Source organism: Parvibaculum sedimenti (genome assembly GCF_009184905.1).
Lineage (GTDB): Bacteria > Pseudomonadota > Alphaproteobacteria > Parvibaculales > Parvibaculaceae > Parvibaculum > Parvibaculum sedimenti.
The window spans coordinates 1-20,407 of sequence record NZ_WESC01000015.1 but is presented as its reverse complement, the minus strand read 5'-3'; the positions used below and the strand labels follow the sequence as shown (position 1 = coordinate 20,407).

The following is a 20,407-nucleotide window of genomic DNA, read 5'->3' as shown; positions in this document are numbered from 1 at the left end:
ATCAGGCTCCTCTCGTTGCGCGGGTCAATCCCCGCAAATCAGTGTTCACATCGCGCAATGCGTCGGCCGACACCATCGCCGCCATCTCAACGAGACGCCGCGCCGCAACGAAATCGCGGGCAGCATCGACGGACACTGCTGCAGCGACGCGGTCGCCATCGATCCGAAAAACGGTATGAGAGCCCGCTGACGGATCACCCCTCACCACGACAGTGCCGGGGCCAGCAAGATCGCCGATCATCTGCATGCGGCGTCCAGCTATCTCGGTCCAGGAGAGCGGCACCTGGGGCTCCCGCGCGACGCACCCCAGCATGGCGCGAGCGGCGGTCGCGGACTGCGCCTGCGCGTTCAGATATGTCTCGAAAGAGCGCCGTCCGCCACCTCTCAGCGGCCAGGCCGCGGCATCGCCTGCTGCGAAGACGCCGGAGACCGACGTAAGGCCCGCGCCGTCAACCACAATACCCCGCTCGCAGGCAAGGCCCGCAGCAGCGGCCAGAGTCACATCGGGTTCTGCGCCGATGCTGACGAGAACGAGATCAGCAGATACGCGCTCATTCGCCTGCGTCATCACCGCTTCAACCCGGCTCGTACCCAGGAAGCTCGCCGCCTTGGCGCCAAGCAGGACGCGGACGCCCATCGCCTCAAGAAGGCCGCGACATCCGGCGCCAACCATCGGCCCCATGACGCGGAGAAGAAGTTCATCTGCCGTCTCAAGGATTGTTACCTCGGCACCGAGCTTTCGCGCAGTTGAGGCGACTTCGCAGCCAATCAGGCCACCGCCCACAATCACCACCGACATGCCCGGCTTCAGGCTGGTACGCATGGCAAGGCTGTCATCCATCGTCCGCAGATAATGCACGCCATCAAGCTGGCTCCCCGGCACATCGAGGCGGCGCGCCCGCGCGCCAGTCGCCAGCAACACTCCATCGACGTCGATGGACCAACCGCTCGCCAGTTCGAGTTTCCGGCCCCGCAGATCGAATGCTGAAACTTTTGTCCCGCTGACAAGTTCTACCTGGTTGTCGTCGTACCACGTCGGTTCCGCAAGTTCCGGCGGCATCTCATCGGCACCGGACAAAACCGACTTCGACAATGACGGGCGATCGTAGGGCCTGTGCGTTTCCTCGCCCAGAATCCACAACCGGCCATCATAGCCTTCGTCGCGCAGAACGCGTGCGGCGCTGGCGCCGCTCAGCCCCGCCCCGACGATCGCGATGTTCTTCATCATGCTGCGAAGTGTCCGTCTTCAAAATCAATCAGCACGTCACACCCCTGACGTTGTACAGGAAACACCTTCACCGCTTTCGTCGCAGGCAATGAGCAAGCTTTTCCAGTGCGTACACAGAACTTTGCCATGTGCAGCGTACATTCGATCTGATCGCCCGTCAGATAACCGTCAGATAGCGACCATTGACCGTGCGAGCAGGTGTCTTCGATCGCAAAGAACTCGCCATCAACATTGAAAAGCGCGACCGGCCCTGCCGCGCTTTCGGTGCGGAGTGCCTCACCGGGCGCAACCTCGTCTTCGGAACAAACGCGAACAAATGCCATCGCCGCGCCTCAGAAGAAAATGCTGAGGTTGTTCGCTTCGAGCGTCGCCTGATCAAGCAGGATCAGGCGCTTGAATATCTTGAAGCCGGCAGGCATATCCACCCGGCGCAATCCATCCGTTCTTTCGCCCGCGAAAATATCGGTCTGGCGTTCTGAGCGGTTCCGATAGAGAAGAAACGCCGACTTGACCTCATACTCGTCGGCCTTGGCGGTCGTCGAGATGCGCACATTCGTGACGAGGTGACGCGTCCGCGAAGGCGGCTCCTCCGCCCATGCGGTTCCGGTCTGGAGCTTGCGCAGGCGCAGCTGCAACGAAGCCTTGCTTTCGTCGAAATAGGCGATGTCGTGTGCGCCCGACAGTTCGAGATTACGGTCGCGCGGACCGCGCGTCGTCCTCAGCGGCATAAAGTAGTGGATGTCGTCGGCCATAAGATCGACCCATTCGGCGATCTTTCGGTCATCGAGCAATTCAGCCTCGTGATAGAGGAACTGCTCGATCTCCTGCTGAAGGGCCGGCGTAATTGTGCGGCCCATTTCGACGATGTCGGTCGTTGCGCTCTGAAGGGAATTATTCTGCGGCATCTGCGTAGCTCCCTGCCTTGGAAAACGACCCGTCAACATCCGTCATCAGTTTCTGCCAATGCGCGTAGAACCCACGCGCAGCTTCTTCGGCAAAGGCGTTGGTGATCGTTTCGGGAAAAGTCGGGTCTTCGCCGCGCGGAGCGCCGGCGCCCATCTGGGCGTTGAAGAGTGTGCGCCGGGCTTCATGACCGCGCAGCACCCTCTGGACCTCGACCCAGTTCTCGCCGTCATCCTGTTCCCAGGTGCCCGCGGCGCTGAAGGTTCGGAGCGTCATGAGGCGCATCTGTTCCTTCTCCGCGTCGCTTGCTGCCTTGTCGACGAGGCCAAAGGCCCAGACCTCGATTTCACCCGGGCCCCTCGGGTGCCAGACGCGCGCCGTGTTTGCGCCTGCGAAGATCGAGAAGTTCGGGAAGACGGTCATATGCTGCGAGAACCCGACCGGCCGCTTACCGCTGCGGTGGAGATTGGTACGCTGCTCGGCCGCCGCGATGTCGAAGCCGGACACGTGTTCTCCCGCCTGACCGACGCGCCAAAGCCACTCCGCACCTTCGACAAAGAACCCAGTGCCGTGCCCACCGCGGCTCGCGCGGAACTGACGCCCCGAGAAGTCGGTCGGATCTCCGGGTAGCGTGTCCGGAGACGCCGCCATCATCGGGGACATGTGCGAGGTGGCCCCGTGATACATGTCGCTGCAGAACTGCTCCGCCGCAAATTTCCAATTGCAGGGGATGACCCATTTGACGATGCCGCCGATCGCCTCGGTCCCGCCTTCCGAACGGTCAAGGATCAGATCGAGGTAGCTTTTCGCATCGCCCAGATAATCGGATAGCGTCGGCGCATCCATGTTCCAGGTCGCGAAGATCAGTCCCTTATAGCTGTCGACGCGGGCTTGACGCGCGCCCCATTGCTTCTTGTCGAGACAGGCAAAGGACTGTTGCTCAAGCGGCACCTGAACCAGATTGCCGCCAATGTCATAGGCCCAGCCGTGATAGGTGCAGGTAAAGGCCTTGGCGTTGCCACCATCTGTACGGCAGATCTTCATGCCGCGGTGACGGCATTGGTTGAGGAAGACCTTGACGCCGCCGTCCTTCTGCCGCACCGCGATGACGGGGTCTTCGGCCATATAGGTCGCCAGATAGTCACCGGCTTTCGGAATATGGGTCTCGTGAGCGATAAAAAGCCAGGAGCGGCTGAACACACGCTCAAGCTCAAGCTCATAGAGTTGCGGATCGGCATAGATCGCCGGGCTGATCGTCCCGGATTTTTCGTCGAACAGGTCCGTCAAGCTGACGGACGGCGCAGCACCGGCGTCATTCCTCTTGGTCACCGACATTGTCTCCTCCCAGAGAACGATATGGTTCGATTTTCGTAACACGCACCACACCTGCCATTCCTATCAGGGCGTTCGCATTAATTGATCGATCGTTCAGATATTGATTTTTATTGTCAAAGCCCGAGGCCGGCTCGTCACTCCGCGGCTCGCGCGACCGAGCCACACTCAGCATGCTCGCCGACAGGCTCGGTCATCAGCTTCAACCAGTGCGCGTAGAACCCTCGCGCAGCCCCTTCCGAGAGCGCTTGTTTGAACCTCCCCGGCAGGTCCGGATCGACCCCGTAGTCCTGCCCCATGCCCATCTGGGCATTGAACGGCGTTCTCCGAGCCTCATAGCCTCTCAGCACGCGCTGAATTTCGACCCAGTTCTCTCCATCATCCTGTTCCCAGGTGCCCGCCGGGCTGAAGGAACGGGTGCTCGACAGACGCAACTGCTCCTTGGCTGCCTCGCTCGCGTCCTTCTCGACAATGGTGAAGGCCCAGACCTCGATCTCATTAGGGCCACGCGGATGCCACACCCGCAGCGTGTTGAACCCGGCGAAGAACGAGAATGTCGGGAAGATGGTCATGTGCTGCACGAAAAGCTGAGCGCGCGTCCCCAGCCTGGCGACCGCAGCCTGTTCGTCCGCAACCGGGTCATAGCCAGGCACGCACTCTCCGGCATTGGTGATTCTCAACTCCGGAACGGAGCGCACGAAAAATCCGGTTCCGTGACCGCCCTCTGAGGCGCGGAACTGACGTCCGAGCCCCAGAGGCGACGTCGGAATCTCGGCCGTCGTGAAGATCGAACCGTGCGAGAAAAGACCGTGATACATGTCGCTCGCAAACTGTTCGGCGGCGAGTTTCCAGTTACAGGGAATGACCCACTTCGTGATGCCGCCGATTGCTTCCGTGCCCGCTTCAGAACGATCAAGAACAGCGTCGAGATAAAGCGCCGCATCGCCCATGTAGTCGGCGAGCGTCGGCGCATCCATGTTCCAGGTCGCGAAGATCAGCCCCTTGTAGCTGTCGACGCGGGCCTGACGTGCACCCCATTGCTTTTTGTCGAGGCAGGCAAACGATTGTTGTTCGACCGGCACCTGAACCAGATTACCGCCGATATCATAGGCCCAGCCGTGATAGGTGCAGGTGAAGGACTTGGCGTTGCCACCATCTGTGCGGCAGATCTTCATGCCGCGATGGCGGCATTGGTTGAGGAAGACCTTGACGCCGCCATCCTTCTGCCGCACCGCAACAACCGGATCTTCGCCCATATATGTCGAGAGGTAGTCGCCGGCCTTCGGAATATGGGTCTCATGGGCGATGAGGAGCCAGGAGCGGCTGAATACGCGCTCGAGTTCAAGCTCATAGATCGCCGGGTCTGCATAGATCGCCGGGTTGATCGTACCGGCCTTCTCGTCAAACAGATCGGATGCCTCCCTCCACGACATCGAAGACATTCGACCAGCCCCTCCCTGAGCGTTAGCTTTCTCTCTTGTCGGAGACGCTAACTCATCAGAACCAGACTCTTCCTACCCGATTGTACATATTAATTGACCGTTCGTTCGGTTAATTATTCACGCAATCCTTGCTCGAAAGGCTCGGGCCCGCGGTTTGCCCGCCACCGCGCAGGGGTTGTCTGGAACTCACGCCGAAATGCCCGGATAAACGCGGCCGCTGAACTGTATCCCGCCATGGCCGCAACCTCCTCAAGGCTCTGGCCACCGCGCGTCAGGGCTGCGGACGCGGTCCGCAACCTCGTTCGGGTAACGCATTGAAGCGGTGAAAGACCTATCAAGTCGTGGAAGCGCTCGGAAAAGGCCGTTCGCGACATGCCGGCGATGTCGGCCAATTCCTTCACCGTCCAATTCTTCAGCGACTCGCGAGTGAAGGCCGCCATGGCGCGTAATATCCGCATGTCGGCGAGCGCGCGGAGGCCGCCCGCCTCCTCGCTCGTCGCCTGGGAGATTACCCATCGCGCAATATTAATCAGCATGAGCTCGGCCAGGCGACGAATGACGAGCGAGCTGCCCCCCATAGTCTCCGTGTCCCGCAGCTCTTCCTCGACAAGGTCAGCCGCCTTCCAGATGCGGCGGCACACCTTTTCCGCCCTGGAGGGCGAGAGCACCATCGCCCCCAGGAAAAGCCCGGAAAGGGCCAGCGCTTCCTGCGGAATCTCGCCGACAATCAGCTCGAAGGGCGCGTCGCCCTCGTGCTCTTCGGCAAAGCCGTGCGTAACGAGCCTCTCCTCTTTCACGCGGAGCTGCCCCGGGCCGCTTCTGAAGCGGTGTGGAATGGTCCCGGTCAGGCCAACGATCGTGCCAGCTTCAAGAGCGATAAGGGTCGGCTCCGCCGAGCCGACTTCGAGCCACAGCCTCCCCTTTCGCAGAAGATAGCAATAGCTGATCGGCCCCGGCGCTGTGCTCACGCAAAAAGGGGCGCGCAGCCGTGCGATCGAAAACTTGACCCCGTCCATATGGACGTCGGTCAGCAGCACCTGCTCCTCAATATCCATCCCTCTCTCCCTTCTCCTGCCTCAACTGCGAACGGTTATCGGGAAAGAGTCAACCCCCATCGAAGGAGCGAACGGCGATTGCCCTCGAAGGCGCAATCCGATTATGACTAACAGAGCGAGCCGCAAACGGGCGGTGACCGGAGGCTTCGAAACGTCATGGCACGGCCGCAGGCTGCGAATTACGACGAGCGCAGAAAAGAAATCGTGGACAGGGCCGCGCGCCTTTTTGCCGATCGCGGCTTCGCGGGTGCCTCGATCGCCGATCTTGCGAAGGCTTGCGGAACCTCGAAAGCGCTTCTCTATCACTATTATCAGTCGAAGGACGATATTCTATACGACGCCATGCGCCTGCATCTCGACAAGCTGTCGGAGGTTGCCGAGCAGATCGAGATCATGAAGGCACCTGCCGAAGCCCGTCTCCGGCGGCTCATATCGGACTTCATGACGCTTTATGTCGATGCGGCCGCGCATCAGAAGGTACTTCTCAACGAACTCAAGAACCTGCCCGCAGCACGGCGAAGGAAAATCGTTCTTCAGCAGCGCAAACTCGTCGCCGTGGTCGAGAGGCTCTTCGTCCAGATACAGCCGCGCTTCCGTCGTCAGCGCAAATTGCTCCGTCCGGCAACCATGCTCTTCTTCGGCACGATCAACTTCACCCATACATGGTTCAGACCCGACGGCCCGGTGTCGCCCGATCAGCTCGCTGCCATGGCGACAGACCTGCTTTTCGAGGGCATCGCCGGGCTCGGCAAGCCTCACTCCGCGGAGAAATCAGCCGCTTGAGCCTGTTTTGAGTCAGCTTGAACTTGTCCCCCACAAATGTGGGGACAAGTTCAATGTGTTTCACAAATCCTTAGAAAACCTTGGGGCCACAGCGAGCTACAGATTCATTTCACAGGCTCAAAGTGACTCATGTTGGCCAAGTCGGAATTGTTCCACCTTGCACCACTCGCAGACGTGGTCGGAGGTGACCTCCGGGTGCAGGCGCTGCAAAGTATCGAACTGCGATATGCGCGGCCTGCATCTACTTCCCGGCGACGATCCATAGGTTTGCGAGTCCGGAGAGTTTGGGGTTCTTGACGGATTGCAAGGCTTTGGTTGCGGCGGCGGTGTCGCCCTTGGCAAGTGGGGCCTGGCCGAGATGAAGCCGGGCGAGGTCGGCCTCCGCGAATGAGGAGCCGAGCGCCTCCTTGTAGAGGGCAATCGCCTTGTCGATTTTGCCGTAGGAAGCATAGGCTTCGCCGAGTGCAGCCTTTGCCTTGGGCGTGTTCGCGGCGGTCTTGGCGAGCGCCGGCTCATCCTGGGCCGCCTGGCTCTTCGCCATCGCCTCGAGACGCTGCTCGCGGCTCTTGTTCTTGCCCCCTAGCGGCGGTGACTTCCGCAATCGTCGCGCGTTCTTCCTCTTCCGACATACCGTTGGGGTGTTCGGAATTCGTGCACCCATGCGCAACGATCTCGTCGCCACATTTGGGAAAGGCAGAGACCAGCTCAGGGCAATGATCGTAGCAGGCGCTATTGAGCAACACGGCGAGCGGCAACCCGAAGCTCTCGAAAAGTTCGATCAGCCGCCGCGATAAGCCGGCCACCTCTCATTGACTCACGCAAAACGACCATTTTTATAAGCCTGCTCCAGAACCACGCGGTTCGCTCTCTATTTGCGCCGTCAACTGATCATATAGCCATCATTCCCCCTGCAATCTCTGCGGTCATCGACGTCCCGTTCCTTTCGGCTCATGGAGATTTTTTCAAGAGCCATCTACACTTCCTGCGTAAACGGGCTGCCGCGTATCCCGACATCCTATGCAAGAATTCCATCGCTCCAGCGTTCAATAAACGAAGAGAGTGATCATGGCGTCGCCGGAACTTTCCGCTCCCGCCTCGCGCATCAAGACGCAAGCGGTGCCCCAGGCCGATGCGGAGTCATCGTTCTTGTCGACCGTGCGCCCCACTCCGCACGATCGGCGTCTCGCGTTCGCGATCATGATGGTTTCCGTTCTGGCATTCATCATCACAGCTCCATTTGCCAAGACGCCACTCACATCGTTGCCGGCCTTCCTTCCGATCTACCAGACCGCCGTCATCATCAGCGACGTCATTACATCCATCCTGCTCCTGGGCCAGTACGACATTCTCCGCTCACGCAAGCTGTTCGTGATCGCCGCTGCATACTTTTTCAATGCGGCTATGGCGGCCTTTCATGCACTGAGCTTTCCTGGCCTGTTTGCGCCTGCCGGCCTCCTGGGCTCCGGCCCTCAAACCACGGCGTGGCTCTACTTCTTCTGGCACGGCACCTTTCCGCTGTTCATCATTGCCTATGCAATCCTGACCGGTCAGACGGAGACCCAGCGCGAACGCCGCATCCCTCTTATGTGGACGGCGGCGGCGGCCTGGCTCGCGGCGCTCGCAATCGCCTCCATGCTCCTGCTGCTCGCCACTTCCGGGTCTCGCCTGCTGCCGGAGATCATGACGGGCGATATGGATACCGATAAAAAGTTGCTCGTCGCCATCGCCGTCTGGGCATTGAGCCTCGTCGCGCTGGCGCTGCTTTGGCAGCGCACGCAGCACACGCTGCTCGACATGTGGCTTATGGTCATCATGTGCATCTGGATATTCGACGTTGCGCTGGCCGCCGTCCTGAACCACGGCCGCTATGACGTCGGCTGGTACATGGGACGCGTATACGGACTTGTGACTGCAAGCGTCGTGCTCGTCGCGCTGCTGATCGAGAACGGCAAGCTCTATGCTCGTCTCGCCACGGCGAGCGCACGGGAGAGGGCCTATCTGAGCAACCTGCACGATCCTGTCATTACCATAGATGCGCGAGGCATCGTCCTCGGCGCCAACCCGGCTCTGGAACGTGTGCTTGGGTATGCCCCCGAAGAGATCGTCGGCCGCAACATTTCAATGCTCATGCCGGAACCGGAACGGAGCGAGCACGATGAATACCTCAGTCGTTACCTGAGAACCAGGGAGGCGCATATCATAGGCAAAGGCCGCGAACTTTCCGGGCGGCATAAAAGCGGAGAACTCGTGCCGCTGCATCTGACTGCCAACGAAGTGACCCTCAATGGCGAGGAGCTGTTCGTCGGCACGTTGCATGACTTGCGCGACCGCAATCGCCTCATCGAGGAACTGACCCGTGCCCGCTCGGACGCTGAACAGGCAAATCGCGCCAAGTCCGCGTTCCTCGCCACCATGAGCCACGAAATCCGGACACCCATGAACGGCGTCATGAGCATGATCGAAGTCCTCGGTCATAGCCGCCTGTCCGAGCATCAGGCCGATCTGGTGCGAACCATACACGAGTCGGCAGGCACGCTGCTCGTCATCATCGACGACATCCTGGACTTCTCGAAGATCGAAGCGGGACGGCTGGAATTCGAGCTGCAGCCGCTCTCCATCGGAGATCTGGTCGAAGGCCTGTGCAATTCTATGGTCTCGGTCGCCTCCGGCAAGGATGTGGATCTGGACGTCTTCGTCTCACCCGATATCCCCGACTACGTGCTCTCGGACGACGTGCGCTTGCGGCAGGTGATCTACAACCTCGTGGGTAATGCAATAAAGTTTTCCGCCGGACGCCCGGAGAAGCGGGGACATGTTTATGTTCGCGTCGACGTTCGGAATTCATCGCCTCTCCGCCTGGCATTCCGGATTGAGGACAATGGCATTGGTATTCCGGCTGAAGCGCTCAAGGATCTCTTCACGCCCTTTACGCAGGCGGAGATATCCACGACCCGCCTGTTCGGAGGAACCGGCCTTGGACTGGCGATATGCAAGCGTCTCGCGGATCTCATGAATGGCGAAATCGAGGTGACAAGTACGCCGGGCGTCGGTTCGGCCTTTACCGTATGCTTACCATTCGAGCTGGCACCGGAAGCGCGCCGGCGGTCGCGGCCCGATATCGCGGGATGCAGCTGCATCCTGATCGATGACGGCGCCATCAATACTGACGATCTGCGCGCCTATCTCGATCGCGCCGGGGTCAACGTGCAGATCGTTTCCAGCGTCGAGGAGACCAGGCAGGCTGCCCTCCATCGCGGCACAGTCGTCGTCGTGCAAGGTGCCACATGCGAGGACTTTTCGGAGGACTCCCTGCACAGGGCGTTTGCCGACGCTCCCGACGCCCGGCATCTGGTCATCATGCGCCACCCGCAGCAGCATGTGCGCGTTCAACCGCCGGATATCGTCATAATCGACGGCGACGCTCTCAGGCGGGATATCCTCCTACGCGCGGTTGCCGTCGCCGCCGGTTTCGCCTCCCCGGAGATGGTACAGGACAGCCCGCAACAATCGTTCCAGGAGCAGGTGGAGCCGCCGAGCGTCGCCGATGCCCGCATAGCCGGCACGCTGATCCTCATCGCAGAGGACGATGAGACAAACCAGAAGGTCATCCTTCGGCAACTGGCGCTGCTCGGCTATGCAGCGGAAGTCGCCGCCAACGGCAAGGAGGCGCTCCGTCTCTGGCGCGACGGAAAATATGCGCTGCTTCTCACCGATCTTCACATGCCCGAAATGGACGGATACACGCTCGCCTCAACGATACGCCTCAAGGAGGAGAGCGGAGACCGTATGCCCATCCTCGCGCTGACGGCCAATGCGCTGCATGGCGAGGCCAATCGGGCGCGGATGGCGGGCATGGACGAGTATCTGACGAAGCCGGTGAAGCTCGATCTTCTCAGGTCGGCATTGGACAGGTGGATGCCCGCACCGCCGGCAGTTGCACCGGAGCCCTCCACAAGCGCTCCCGCCGACAGCGTCGATGGCGTCCTGGATATCGAGGTTCTGAAATCGCTGATCGGCAGCGAAGAGTCGGTCATCCGAGAATTCCTCGAGCACTTCCTGCTGGCTGCACGCGCCGCGGCGGGCGAGATCAGAGACGCCTGCAATCGCGACGACTACAGGAAGGTCGGCGCGGTCGCGCACAGACTGAAGTCGTCATCGCGTTCGGTCGGCGCCGTTTCTCTCGGCGACCTCTGCGCCGAACTCGAAAACGCGGGAAAGACGGAACACGGCAACACGGTCGAACAATGCAAGGCGCGGGTCGAAACGGCCATCGCAGCCGTCGAGGTTCGCATTTCCGAGCTGCTGGCGGAGAAGCATATATGAGTACGCCCGGGAGACGGCCATGCAGATTGTATTGATCGACGACGAAGCCTTCGCCCTCAGGCTCCTCGAACGCCAGCTGGCCAATCTCGGCTTCGCAGAGGTGCACTCGCATACCAGAGCGCAGGACGCGCTCGACATGCTGGGCGACAATGCCTCCAAGGTCGGCATCGTCTTTTGCGATCTGCAGATGCCGGAGATGGATGGCGTGGAACTCGTTCGCCATTTGGCGCGTATCGAATATGCCGGCCGGTTGATACTCATCAGCGGAGAAAACAGGCAGATACTGAAGACGGTGACCGAACTCGCCCGTGCACACAGGCTCGATGTGGCAGGCGCTCTGCAAAAGCCGTTCACGCAGGAACAGATTCGCGACGCGCTCGGAAAACGGCCCTCGGAAAAGATCACCGCGGAAGCGGATGCGACAAGGGGCTATGGCGCGGATGAACTCGCACACGCCATCGAGCGCGGGCAGATGATCGACTACTATCAGCCCAAGGTCGACATCGGCAGCGGCGCGGTCGTCGGCGTGGAGGCGCTCGTGCGGTGGCAACACCCGGAGGACGGCATTGTCGCGCCTGCCCGCTTCATAGAGGTCGCGGAGCAGCACGACCTCATCGACGATCTTACGCGGATCATGCTGACCTGCGCCTTGCGCCGGGCGCGCGCATGGAGGGAAGTCGGCCTCGGCCTCTCCGTCGCCGTCAACGTCTCCATGGACAGCTTGTGCAGGCTCGATTTTCCAGACTGGCTCGTCGCCATTGCCGGTCATGAAGGGGTGCCGCTTTCCACTCTGGTCCTTGAGGTGACCGAAGGAAAGCTGATGAAGAATCCGCTGGCGGCGCTTGATGTCCTGACACGTCTTCGCCTGAAGCATGTCGGCTTGTCGATCGACGATTTCGGCACGGGCTACTCATCGCTCGCCCAGCTTCGGGACGTTCCCTTCACGGAGCTGAAGATCGACCGGAGTTTCGTCCATGGCGCGGCGCATGACAGCTCCCTCCAGACGATCGTCGAGGCGAGCCTCGACATTGCGCGGCAACTCGAGATGAAGACCGTCGCGGAGGGCGTCGAAGATCGCGCCGACTGGGATTTCCTGCGCGACCGGGCATGCGACGCCGCCCAGGGCTACTTCGTCGCCAAGCCCCTTCCGGCCGACGAGATCTTCGCCTGGGTCGGAAACTGGGAAACGCGCTACCGGGATATCGGCAGGATGCCAACATAAACAGCATATCGCCGTTTGCGGCATTTGGGGACAAGCTCAAAGTGATTCATAAATCCGCAGGAAACCTTGGGCCCGCAGCGAGGCGCAGACTCGTTTCACAGGTTCGTTTCACAGGTTCAAAGTGACTCAAACGGCGCACCTTACAGGCTAAAATGATTCACTGTCCGTTAGTGCTTGATTTCATTTGTTCGCCCTTGGCAAATTTCTACGCTATCCATATTCTCGACCATTCGCTCTTGGACTTAGGCCTGCCCTACCTGGAGAAGATCGTCGTCAGCGTAAGTCCATGGATCAATATTGGCAGCTGCTGCGGTGCATCGACAGCACTTGAAACGAAGTTCGCAAGGCTGCGCCGCCGCGTGGGCAAAATTCCAACAACTACCGGAAGTCTAGGACTCCTAGTCGAGGCGCGCCGCGTACTCATTGCGCCGACGCGTCTTCCTGTCGCCTCGAATGTATCCTTTTCAGCCGACACACTGGACTAAAGCGGCACTTCGGCGCCAAGCAATAGCGGAAAAGCTCTATGCGCAGTCGAAATCCTGATCTGTGGGCCGATAGGCCCGTTAGTGCCTCCAAGGAAGATCAATTTCGCGGGTCATGATCTGGATACCAGTCGGAGCTCGAGAGCGAACTCGGTGGCAGCCACCAACGCCATGTCGATTGATACTCCGCGTGCGCCCCTCTCCAACGCTGAGAGCAGCTGTCGGGTGGTGCCCATAGCGGTAGCGAGCTCGGTCTGGCTGAGCCCTACCGCCTTGCGGCGGAGCCTGATTGCCCTCCTGCCGAATTCAACCGCCGAGATGATCGAAGCACCGGAGTTCATGGATTCCGTCCTAAAAATGGTCCAGTTTTCCGGGGACAGGTCAATGCAGGAGCCGGATAAGTAGAATTACGATCTTATCCTCCCCGCATGTTGGCGACAGACTACAAACAGTCTCCATTTCCCCCCGATGGAGACGGATCTATCGAAGCCTCCGCGCCAGCGTTCCCCCGCAATCCCCCTCAGCTATGCGGAGGCTTCACATTTCAGATCCGGTCGATCACCCCAGCGATAAACAGCCGAGTCCCTGCCAAAGTGATCCCTGGACGCCCGTATCCAGCGCGAGACGGAAATTCGACCCTCATCGCAGAGGCACTCGCGATCCACTCCCAGTCCGTATGAGCGCCGAAGTGTCGGTTCGCATAGAAAGTAGATCTACGCGGCGTCCGAGCTTCGAAATTTATACCAACGATACAGCGGCAAGCCCCTTCTTTGATGCGATAGGCGCTATCTGCGAAGCAGATGCAACGTCACATCACAAACCTATTGGCGCTGCCCTCGATGTGCCTCTGACTGAGTCTGCAAGTAGCTCTTGCCGCGCCTCACATGGCGAATTCGCGGCGTAAGGCGGCGACCATTTCCGTGCATCGAGATCCACGAGTTGCGGCTGCTTTGCGCGCATCATGGAAGTTTCGAGGTGTGTTGTTCCAGTCCTCGCATCGCACGATTTTCATCCGCCCCTGCGAGGGCGCGAGATCCCGCAAGGCGAGATCAATGCCCTCCGTCAGGAACCGCTGGTTCTCCACATGGCCATAAGGACAGCCGGGATGCCGTGGATATGGATATTGAATTTCACAAAACATCCCCGTCTTCGACAAATCGAACCGGACCGACGGCACCTTCTCGCGATCCGACTTCGTCTTCGATGCCGAGCAGGATCACTACACCTGCCCGGGCGGAAAGCTGCTGGTGCAGTTCAGACGGACCTATGCGACGCCACGTTCGGGCATCAGCAAGGACGGGACGCGGCTATATCGTTCGAGCAAGTCCGACTGCCGGGATTGCGCCTTCAAGGCAAAGTGCTGCCCGAACACGCCGCAGCGCAAGGTGCCGCGCGACCTCGACGAGGATGCCCGCGATGTCGCCCGTGCCCTGGCGAAGACGCCGGCCTATGAGCGTTCGCGGCATCGGCGCAAGAAGGTCGAGATGCTGTTCGCCCATCTCAAGCGCATCCTCAAACTCGGTCGACTGCGGCTACGCGGACCGAAGGGGGCCAGAGACGAGTTCCTCCTCGCCGCCACCGCGCAAAACCTGAGGAAGCTGGCAAAGCTTCGAGCGACGCCGACCGTCGGCTACGCGGCGGCATGAAGCCGACGCCGCCGGGCACGGCCCCGGCGCTGCAAAAGCCATTTGGCGTCAGAAAACCCGGACCGCGGGCTCGAAATCATCGTCCAACGGACGATCGCTCGATCTCGCATCGATTAAATCAACGATATCGGCGCTTAGCCGACGTCAGCAAGGCTATAAGGTCGACCCTCTCCAAGCATCATTCCAAATTTTAGCCAACTATCCTCCGAATCCCGCGGGTTAGCGCCCAGGCGGAAGCAGCTCCTTCCTTTTTTGGAAAGAAGCCGCCACCAATGACGGAGTACTCACAGGCTCCCGAAGCTAACTGCCTACTCTCAATATCGACACGGCTGGGCACCAATACGCGAACATTGATGGCAATTCCGGAATCCGTCGCCTCCGCACGTGCCGTTCACTCGCGCTTTCACCGCACAGCACGTCGTCTAAGACAGCTTAGGACCAGTCGAGTCACTTTGAGTCCGTGAAACAACAAGCTCTAAATGACTCAATGTAGCCAGAAATGCCGATCCGGTGGCTTTCAGAGCTAAAAGTGCGTATACAGACAATTTAGCTAAAATCGTGAGAAAAAATCGGCCACGGGCACCGGGTGGGATGACTCGACAAATCATCCCCTACTTTCAATGACTTATAAATTTCATGCAGCTGCCCGCCAACCCAACCTAGAGCCATTCTAGGGTTGAATCAGTTTCAGCATGTTTTGAGTCAGCTTGAACTTGTCCCCACACATCCCCACAAAAAAGCGGCTGGTGGGCCCGGCAGGACTCGAACCTGCGACCAAACCGTTATGAGCGGTCCGCTCTAACCAACTGAGCTACAGGCCCCCAGATATCGCTTCGGCCCAAAGGCCGAGGGTGGGACCATATAGCAGATATTTCCGCCCGACTGAACGCCGCAATTTTGCCGGTTTCCGCCGGGAAGCTTCCCTTTGCAACCAACCGGGAGGACCCGATGCCCGCCAGAATGCCGCTCAACCGCTTCGCCGCCGCGCTGGCAGGCGCGATAGCCCTCGGCGCCCTCATGGGTGCTGCCGGGCCAGCCCGCGCCGAGGAAGCGCCGCGCCGGACACTCACGATTACGGGAACGGGCGAGATCACCACCCATCCCGACATCGCGACGGTCGAAACAGGCGTCCTGACGGAAGGCAAGACGGCGGCGGACGCGCTGGCCGCCAATACGAAGGCGATGAACGAGGTCTTCAAGGGCCTCGAAGCGATGAAGATCGCGCGCGACGATATCCGCACTTCAGAATTTTCCGTGTCGCCCGTCTACGCCCAACCGCCCACGCGGCCTGACGGCGCCATCGAGGCGCCGGTCATTCGCGGCTATCAGGTCCGCAATCAGGTGACAGTCACGGTGAGGAAGCTCGCGGAACTCGGCGCGACGCTCGACAAGCTCGTCTCGCTCGGCTCGAACCAGCTCGGCGGCATCAGCTTCGGCATCGACAAGCCGGAACCGCTCCTTGATGAGGCCCGCGCCGAGGCGGTGAAGGATGCCTTGCGCAAGGCAAAGATCTATGCGGGCGCGGCAGGCGTCGCCCTTGGCAAGATCGTGACCATCTCGGAAAGCGGCGGATACGCGCCCCAGCCCGTCTATGCGATGAAGGCGATGGCGATGCGTGACAGCGCGCCTGTGCCCGTTGCGGCGGGCACGCAGAAGGTCACGTCCGACGTCTCGCTCGTGATCGAGATCGAATAGAAATCAGGCCGGTTCGAGGATGCGGTTCTTCGCGTCCATCAGCAGCACTGTGGGGCAGTGGCGTTTCGCCTCCGCCTCTTCCATCTGCGCATAGGAAATGACGATCACGAGATCGCCCGCCTGCGCCAGCCGCGCGGCCGCGCCGTTGATCCCGATGATACCGGAGCCCGCCGCGCCCTCGATCGCATAGGTCGTGAAGCGCGCGCCGGTGTTGATGTTCAGCACATCGACCTGCTCATTGACGAGAATGCCCGAGGCTTCCAGAAGATCGCGGTCGATGGTGATCGAGCCCTCGTAATTGAGGTCGCACTGGGTCACCGTCGCGCGGTGGATCTTGGCCTTCATCATGGTGAGGATCATGGGCGCACTCCCGTCGCATGGGCCCCGAGGGCCCTTCTTTTGGCGCGGGTTTTAACGAAAACGGCGGGGGAAGTCCATGCGGCGCGAGGGCGCCCGCCCCTCGCCTCTTTGTGCCCTCGCCTCTTTGTGATTGGACTTGGGCCTCCGCCCATGCACCCTGACCGAACGAAAGAGCCAGCGGGAGCGGAACATGACGGTCGAGAGCATCAGGGATTATTACGGAAAGGTGCTGGGCGGTTCGGCCGATCTCAAGACCGATGCCTGCTGCGACGCGAGCGACGTGCCGCCGCATATCCGCGCGGCACTCTCCGAAATCCATGACGACATTCTCTCGCGCTATTACGGCTGCGGCCTCGTCGTGCCCGCCGCGATCGAGGGCGCGCGCGTGCTCGATCTCGGCTGCGGCGCAGGCCGCGACTGTTTCGTCCTGAGCCGCCTCGTCGGCGAGGAAGGCTCGGTCGTCGGCGTCGACATGACAGCGGAACAGCTCGCCCATGCCCGCGCCCATATCGACGGGCAGACGCGAGCCTATGGCTATGCGAAGCCGAACGTCGCCTTCATCGACGGCTATATCGAGGAGCTGGGCGCGCTCGGCCTCGAACCGGAAAGCTTCGACGTCATCGTCTCGAACTGTGTCATCAATCTTTCGCCGGACAAGCGCGCCGTGCTCGAAGGCGCGTGGAAGCTGCTGAAGCCGGGCGGCGAACTCTATTTCGCGGACGTCTATGCCGACCGGCGGCTGCCGGCGACGCTGCGCGACGATCCGGTGCTGCTGGGCGAATGCCTCGCGGGCGCGCTCTACTGGAACGATTTCCTCAACCTCGCCAGGGCCGCGGGCTTTGCCGATCCGCGCCTCGTCGCCGACCGTCCGCTTGCCGTCAACGACGCGAAGATGCGCGCGAGACTCGGCCCCGCCCGCTTCTTCTCCGCGACCTACCGGCTCTTCAAGCTCGACGGGCTGGAGCCATCTTGCGAGGACCACGGACAGGCAGTGATCTACAAGGGCGGGATCCCGGAATGCGAGGATGTCTTCATCCTCGACAAGCACCACGCCATCGAGAAAGGCCGCGTCTTCCCGGTCTGCGGCAATACATTCCGTATGCTGAACGAAACCCGTTTTGCACCCCATTTCGATTTCATCGGCGACTTCTCGCGCCACTTCGGGATTTTCGCAGGCTGCGGGACGAATATTCCGTTTGATGAGGCGGCGGGCGTTACCGGCGGCGGGTGCTGTTGAACCAACCGTCATGGCCCGGCTTGTCCGGGCCATCCACGTCTTGAGGTGGACAAGGAAGGCGTGGATGGCCCGCATGAAGCGGGCCATGACGAAAACGGGAACCGGCAAACACCCTCATCCCCGCAAGGCTCCGCCTCCGGGGTTTCGGCACGCAACTCGCGAACCTCCCCGAAAGAAGGATGCGCGGGGCCTCTGCTCCACCGCCCGCGTTCAACGCGTGACGCGTGGCACGTGTTGGGGCGGCAAAGCCCGCCCCGCGCACGGCGATTTTAGGGATGCCAACCCGCACCAGCGACATCCGGCTTTTATCGGCCGGAGCGCTCCGCGAACCGTAGTGTTCGCCTACCCATTCATCCCTCCCGGGGCGCGGGGCTGGTTGTCCCCGCGACGCAGGACGCCGCATTCCCTCTCCACGTATTCGGCCATTCCGGGTGAGGTGCGCCGGGGCAGAGCCCCGCGCAAAGCTCCAGTGGAGCTTTGCGAGCGCCGAACGCCCTTCGTGGAGCGGGTCGCAATTAATATGGGTGCGGAGGATGGGAAGGGGATAAGTTTTTGGGGTCAGGACTTATGACCCGAAGCAGACTGCCACGGTCTCTTTCAAAGATGATGTTTAGCGCGCCGAGAGCAACAAGGAGAGTGTGACGTGATCCAAGTCTATCGCATCCCAATCCCGAAGGACTCTTTGCTCAAGCTACCGACGGAGGAGCGCGTATGCCTATTACAGTTAGGGCATATGGCAAATCAGGTGCTGATGTTTGAGAAGCTTCTGGTCTTCGCGACCACGCTCGATTCCAAGAGCGAGGTCGAGCAATACACGACCGGCGTGCAAACGCAGATGCTTGTCCGGCTCGCGGTTAGCGCTGTGTTCGAGTCCTTGCTTGTCGTCAAGCGGCTATTCGTAGGGAGCAAGATTGGCAAGGACTACGGGGAAAGGCTCGACAAAAAGGGCAGCGATGCCCTTGCCTATCTGAAGAAGCTCATGGGCAAGTCGGCACTTCTGGCCGCCGTCCGAAACAACTACGGCTTCCATTACCCGAAAGCGCATGAAACCGAGGAAGCGTTTCAGGCTGCGATTGCCGACGCGGATTTTGACGGCATGTGGAAAGTCTACTTCTCGCACCATGGCTTCAATTCCATGTTTCTATTTTGCGATGTGATTTCGACCAAGGGCATTGCGGCAGAGGCAGGCGTGGCGGACCTCGCGGCTCTGCAAATGCAGCTAATGACTGAGCTACGCGAAGCCGCCCTCAATCTGGTCGATTTTGCGCACTCGTTCTTCGCAGCGTTATGGGTCCAGCACTTCGGCAAGGAGATTGACGCGGAGGGCATTACCGAAGTCATCGGTGCGCCGAGGTTCGATGAAGTCTCGATCCCATTCTTTGTAGAGGTTTAGCCGCCGCGTTAGGAACTTGACTCAGCGGGGCAGAATCGGGAATGCCTGACCGCTGCCGTATCGATCGTATAGAAACCCATGTGCGTGGTCCAAAGATCGGAATTTGTCCGGGTCTCGCTGTGTCTCCAAATATGCATGCGCGAGCACGTTCCAATAGCGTTTGATCGGATAGACGGTCTTGATTTCGAGCGCATCGGAAAGCATCTGGCAAAGCTCCGTCGGACCGGGGCTGACAACGAGGATTGGACCGGGGTAGTGCTTGAACCTCTGGACGAAGCAAGCGAGCGTCACCGCGTCGTCGTAACCGCTTCCCATCTGGGCGAAGCTATAGCCAATAATTACGACTTGATGCGGGGTCTTGCTCATTACCCATGACAAGCGCCGATAGAGGCGCGCGTCGGTCCACGACTCCGGGAGCCCCATGACCAAATCGTCAGGCGCCACCGCGATGTCGAATTCGCGCAGGCTCGAAATCCACGCGCCGAACTCGGGCGACCCATAGACCGGAGGGATCGTTCCGTGCATTTCAACAATCGCATGCTGCGCGCCGCAAAACTCTCGGGCCAGGCCGTCGTGATTGTAGTCGGCGATGACTGAGGGGTAGAACGCACGGAAGACCCTATAGTTGTCCGTAACGGTCCCTTCGGTTCGCGCGAAATACCTTGCGCGAGCAAGTACGTGCTTCAAGTGCTCCCGAGAAAATCCATCGGGCAAGCGCTTCAAAATCTCGCGAAATGGATATTCGTCAGTGCCGAGGCGGAGCTCGCGACCGGGAAAAATGTCTCCGACCTCAATTCCCGAATGGTCAATCATGCGCTGCGTCAGCGGACCCCGTGGCGTCACGGTAGCCGGGAAGGAACGCAGGTCGCGGAGATAGTCCAATGGAGACTCGCACCAGAAATCCCGGCCGAGCGGCGACGATCCCGCCGACGCGCCAGCGCCCACGACAAAGAGGCCCATGCGCGTGCGCAGGTGCGTGAACATGCGTTCGAGCGTCGGCAGATCTTGGCGATGACGGATTAGAGTCACGTGGTCGCGGCCCGTGAAATCGAGAAATTCATATATCGCCCATCCTAATATACAGTATTCTGATGAGCTCGCGGCGCGGGCAATCTCGTCCTCAGTGAAGGAGGACAGTTTCGCGAAATGAATGAACATCAAAGCGACGCTTTGGTAAATCTCGCCCTCCGACCGTTGAGTAACTTGCGTGTGAATGTCCGCTTCTGGTGGATATCGTTGAAAAACTCAGCCCAATAACTATTCATTGAGCTGTTTCAGCGGCTCTCCGGTGATGAGGATCGGTTAT

Annotated in this window: 16 protein-coding genes, 1 tRNA gene and 1 pseudogene; 7 read left to right on the top strand and 11 right to left on the bottom strand. The window is 60.3% G+C overall.

The window, feature by feature from the left end; genetic code table 11:
• Nucleotide 1: 1 nt before the first annotated feature.
• The 6 genes from F2P47_RS14740 to F2P47_RS14715 all read right to left on the bottom strand — a co-directional run bounded on the left by F2P47_RS14740 (nt 2) and on the right by F2P47_RS14715 (nt 5,960).
• Nucleotides 2–1,228 (bottom strand): NAD(P)/FAD-dependent oxidoreductase, encoded by a 1,227-nt coding sequence (locus tag F2P47_RS14740; RefSeq protein WP_152217146.1) that lies wholly within the window; start codon nt 1,226–1,228, stop codon nt 2–4.
• Nucleotides 1,225–1,551 (bottom strand): bifunctional 3-phenylpropionate/cinnamic acid dioxygenase ferredoxin subunit, encoded by a 327-nt coding sequence (locus tag F2P47_RS14735; protein ID WP_152217145.1) that lies wholly within the window; start codon nt 1,549–1,551, stop codon nt 1,225–1,227. Before F2P47_RS14735 ends, F2P47_RS14740 begins: the two co-directional genes overlap by 4 nt.
• A gap of 9 nt (nt 1,552–1,560) precedes the next feature.
• Entirely contained in the window at nt 1,561–2,133 is a 573-nt protein-coding gene (locus F2P47_RS14730; protein WP_246176913.1) for a 3-phenylpropionate/cinnamic acid dioxygenase subunit beta, read from the bottom strand.
• The gene (locus tag F2P47_RS14725) at nt 2,120–3,460 is read right to left on the bottom strand and encodes an aromatic ring-hydroxylating dioxygenase subunit alpha (protein ID WP_281349296.1); all 1,341 of its coding nucleotides are present in this window, start codon (nt 3,458–3,460) and stop codon (nt 2,120–2,122) included. Before F2P47_RS14725 ends, F2P47_RS14730 begins: the two co-directional genes overlap by 14 nt.
• Nucleotides 3,461–3,600: 140 nt before the next feature.
• Nucleotides 3,601–4,905, bottom strand: coding sequence for an aromatic ring-hydroxylating dioxygenase subunit alpha (locus F2P47_RS14720; RefSeq protein ID WP_152217143.1), 1,305 nt, complete (start codon nt 4,903–4,905; stop codon nt 3,601–3,603).
• Between the two features lie 113 nt (nt 4,906–5,018).
• Nucleotides 5,019–5,960, bottom strand: a complete 942-nt coding sequence (locus tag F2P47_RS14715; protein ID WP_152217142.1) for an AraC family transcriptional regulator — start codon at nt 5,958–5,960, stop codon at nt 5,019–5,021.
• 156 nt (nt 5,961–6,116) lie between these two features.
• Here F2P47_RS14715 and F2P47_RS14710 point away from each other — a divergent pair, with 156 nt between their 5' ends.
• Complete coding sequence (locus tag F2P47_RS14710; protein ID WP_152217141.1) at nt 6,117–6,743, top strand: TetR/AcrR family transcriptional regulator; 627 nt, start codon at nt 6,117–6,119, stop codon at nt 6,741–6,743.
• Nucleotides 6,744–6,984: 241 nt separating this feature from the next.
• Here F2P47_RS14710 and F2P47_RS14705 read toward each other — a convergent pair whose 3' ends face one another.
• The gene (locus F2P47_RS14705; RefSeq protein ID WP_152217140.1) at nt 6,985–7,344 is read right to left on the bottom strand and encodes a hypothetical protein; all 360 of its coding nucleotides are present in this window, start codon (nt 7,342–7,344) and stop codon (nt 6,985–6,987) included.
• Nucleotides 7,345–7,808: 464 nt separating this feature from the next.
• Between F2P47_RS14705 and F2P47_RS14700 the strand changes: the two genes are divergently transcribed.
• Together F2P47_RS14700 and F2P47_RS14695 are read left to right on the top strand one after the other, a co-directional pair.
• Nucleotides 7,809–11,066 (top strand): MASE4 domain-containing protein, encoded by a 3,258-nt coding sequence (locus F2P47_RS14700; RefSeq protein ID WP_152217139.1) that lies wholly within the window; start codon nt 7,809–7,811, stop codon nt 11,064–11,066.
• Between the two features lie 19 nt (nt 11,067–11,085).
• Nucleotides 11,086–12,288 carry an EAL domain-containing response regulator gene (locus F2P47_RS14695; RefSeq protein WP_152217138.1) on the top strand — a complete coding sequence of 401 codons (1,203 nt, stop codon included), beginning with the start codon at nt 11,086–11,088 and terminating at the stop codon, nt 12,286–12,288.
• 595 nt (nt 12,289–12,883) lie between these two features.
• Here the strand turns inward: F2P47_RS14695 and F2P47_RS18150 are convergent.
• Nucleotides 12,884–13,111 (bottom strand): helix-turn-helix transcriptional regulator, encoded by a 228-nt coding sequence (locus F2P47_RS18150; RefSeq protein ID WP_152217137.1) that lies wholly within the window; start codon nt 13,109–13,111, stop codon nt 12,884–12,886.
• A 786-nt stretch (nt 13,112–13,897) separates the two neighbouring features.
• Here F2P47_RS18150 and F2P47_RS14685 point away from each other — a divergent pair.
• Nucleotides 13,898–14,416, top strand: a pseudogene (locus tag F2P47_RS14685) (transposase); the annotation flags it as partial.
• 744 nt (nt 14,417–15,160) lie between these two features.
• On the opposite strand, the gene F2P47_RS14680 reads toward F2P47_RS14685, so the two are convergent.
• Nucleotides 15,161–15,237, bottom strand: a tRNA-Ile gene (locus F2P47_RS14680).
• A gap of 127 nt (nt 15,238–15,364) precedes the next feature.
• On the opposite strand from F2P47_RS14680, the gene F2P47_RS14675 reads away from it, so the two are divergent.
• The gene (locus F2P47_RS14675; RefSeq protein ID WP_152217136.1) at nt 15,365–16,111 is read left to right on the top strand and encodes an SIMPL domain-containing protein; all 747 of its coding nucleotides are present in this window, start codon (nt 15,365–15,367) and stop codon (nt 16,109–16,111) included.
• A 3-nt stretch (nt 16,112–16,114) separates the two neighbouring features.
• On the opposite strand, the gene panD is transcribed toward F2P47_RS14675, so the two are convergent.
• Nucleotides 16,115–16,471: an aspartate 1-decarboxylase gene (gene panD / locus F2P47_RS14670; protein WP_152217135.1), complete on the bottom strand. Its 357-nt coding sequence runs from the start codon at nt 16,469–16,471 to the stop codon at nt 16,115–16,117.
• A gap of 190 nt (nt 16,472–16,661) precedes the next feature.
• Here panD and F2P47_RS14665 point away from each other — a divergent pair, with 190 nt between their 5' ends.
• Complete coding sequence (locus F2P47_RS14665) at nt 16,662–17,708, top strand: methyltransferase domain-containing protein (protein WP_152217134.1); 1,047 nt, start codon at nt 16,662–16,664, stop codon at nt 17,706–17,708.
• A 643-nt stretch (nt 17,709–18,351) separates the two neighbouring features.
• Nucleotides 18,352–19,101, top strand: coding sequence for a hypothetical protein (locus F2P47_RS14660; RefSeq protein WP_152217133.1), 750 nt, complete (start codon nt 18,352–18,354; stop codon nt 19,099–19,101).
• Between the two features lie 21 nt (nt 19,102–19,122).
• Here the strand turns inward: F2P47_RS14660 and F2P47_RS14655 are convergent, their stop codons facing one another.
• Nucleotides 19,123–20,259, bottom strand: coding sequence for a hypothetical protein (locus tag F2P47_RS14655; RefSeq protein ID WP_152217132.1), 1,137 nt, complete (start codon nt 20,257–20,259; stop codon nt 19,123–19,125).
• Nucleotides 20,260–20,407: the final 148 nt, after the last annotated feature.

What these genes read in the sequence shown, in the direction of transcription:
- F2P47_RS14700 (WP_152217139.1), top strand. Translation starts at nt 7,809, where the DNA reads ATGGCGTCGCCGGAACTTTCCGCTCCCGCCTCGCGCATCAAGACGCAA.
- F2P47_RS14715 (WP_152217142.1), bottom strand. Translation starts at nt 5,960, where the DNA reads ATGGATATTGAGGAGCAGGTGCTGCTGACCGACGTCCATATGGACGGG.
- F2P47_RS14655 (WP_152217132.1), bottom strand. Translation starts at nt 20,259, where the DNA reads ATGTTCATTCATTTCGCGAAACTGTCCTCCTTCACTGAGGACGAGATT.
- F2P47_RS14740 (WP_152217146.1), bottom strand. Translation starts at nt 1,228, where the DNA reads ATGATGAAGAACATCGCGATCGTCGGGGCGGGGCTGAGCGGCGCCAGC.
- F2P47_RS14710 (WP_152217141.1), top strand. Translation starts at nt 6,117, where the DNA reads ATGGCACGGCCGCAGGCTGCGAATTACGACGAGCGCAGAAAAGAAATC.
- F2P47_RS14675 (WP_152217136.1), top strand. Translation starts at nt 15,365, where the DNA reads ATGCCCGCCAGAATGCCGCTCAACCGCTTCGCCGCCGCGCTGGCAGGC.
- F2P47_RS18150 (WP_152217137.1), bottom strand. Translation starts at nt 13,111, where the DNA reads ATGAACTCCGGTGCTTCGATCATCTCGGCGGTTGAATTCGGCAGGAGG.
- F2P47_RS14720 (WP_152217143.1), bottom strand. Translation starts at nt 4,905, where the DNA reads ATGTCTTCGATGTCGTGGAGGGAGGCATCCGATCTGTTTGACGAGAAG.
- F2P47_RS14695 (WP_152217138.1), top strand. Translation starts at nt 11,086, where the DNA reads ATGCAGATTGTATTGATCGACGACGAAGCCTTCGCCCTCAGGCTCCTC.
- F2P47_RS14735 (WP_152217145.1), bottom strand. Translation starts at nt 1,551, where the DNA reads ATGGCATTTGTTCGCGTTTGTTCCGAAGACGAGGTTGCGCCCGGTGAG.
- F2P47_RS14730 (WP_246176913.1), bottom strand. Translation starts at nt 2,133, where the DNA reads ATGCCGCAGAATAATTCCCTTCAGAGCGCAACGACCGACATCGTCGAA.
- F2P47_RS14665 (WP_152217134.1), top strand. Translation starts at nt 16,662, where the DNA reads ATGACGGTCGAGAGCATCAGGGATTATTACGGAAAGGTGCTGGGCGGT.
- panD (WP_152217135.1), bottom strand. Translation starts at nt 16,471, where the DNA reads ATGATCCTCACCATGATGAAGGCCAAGATCCACCGCGCGACGGTGACC.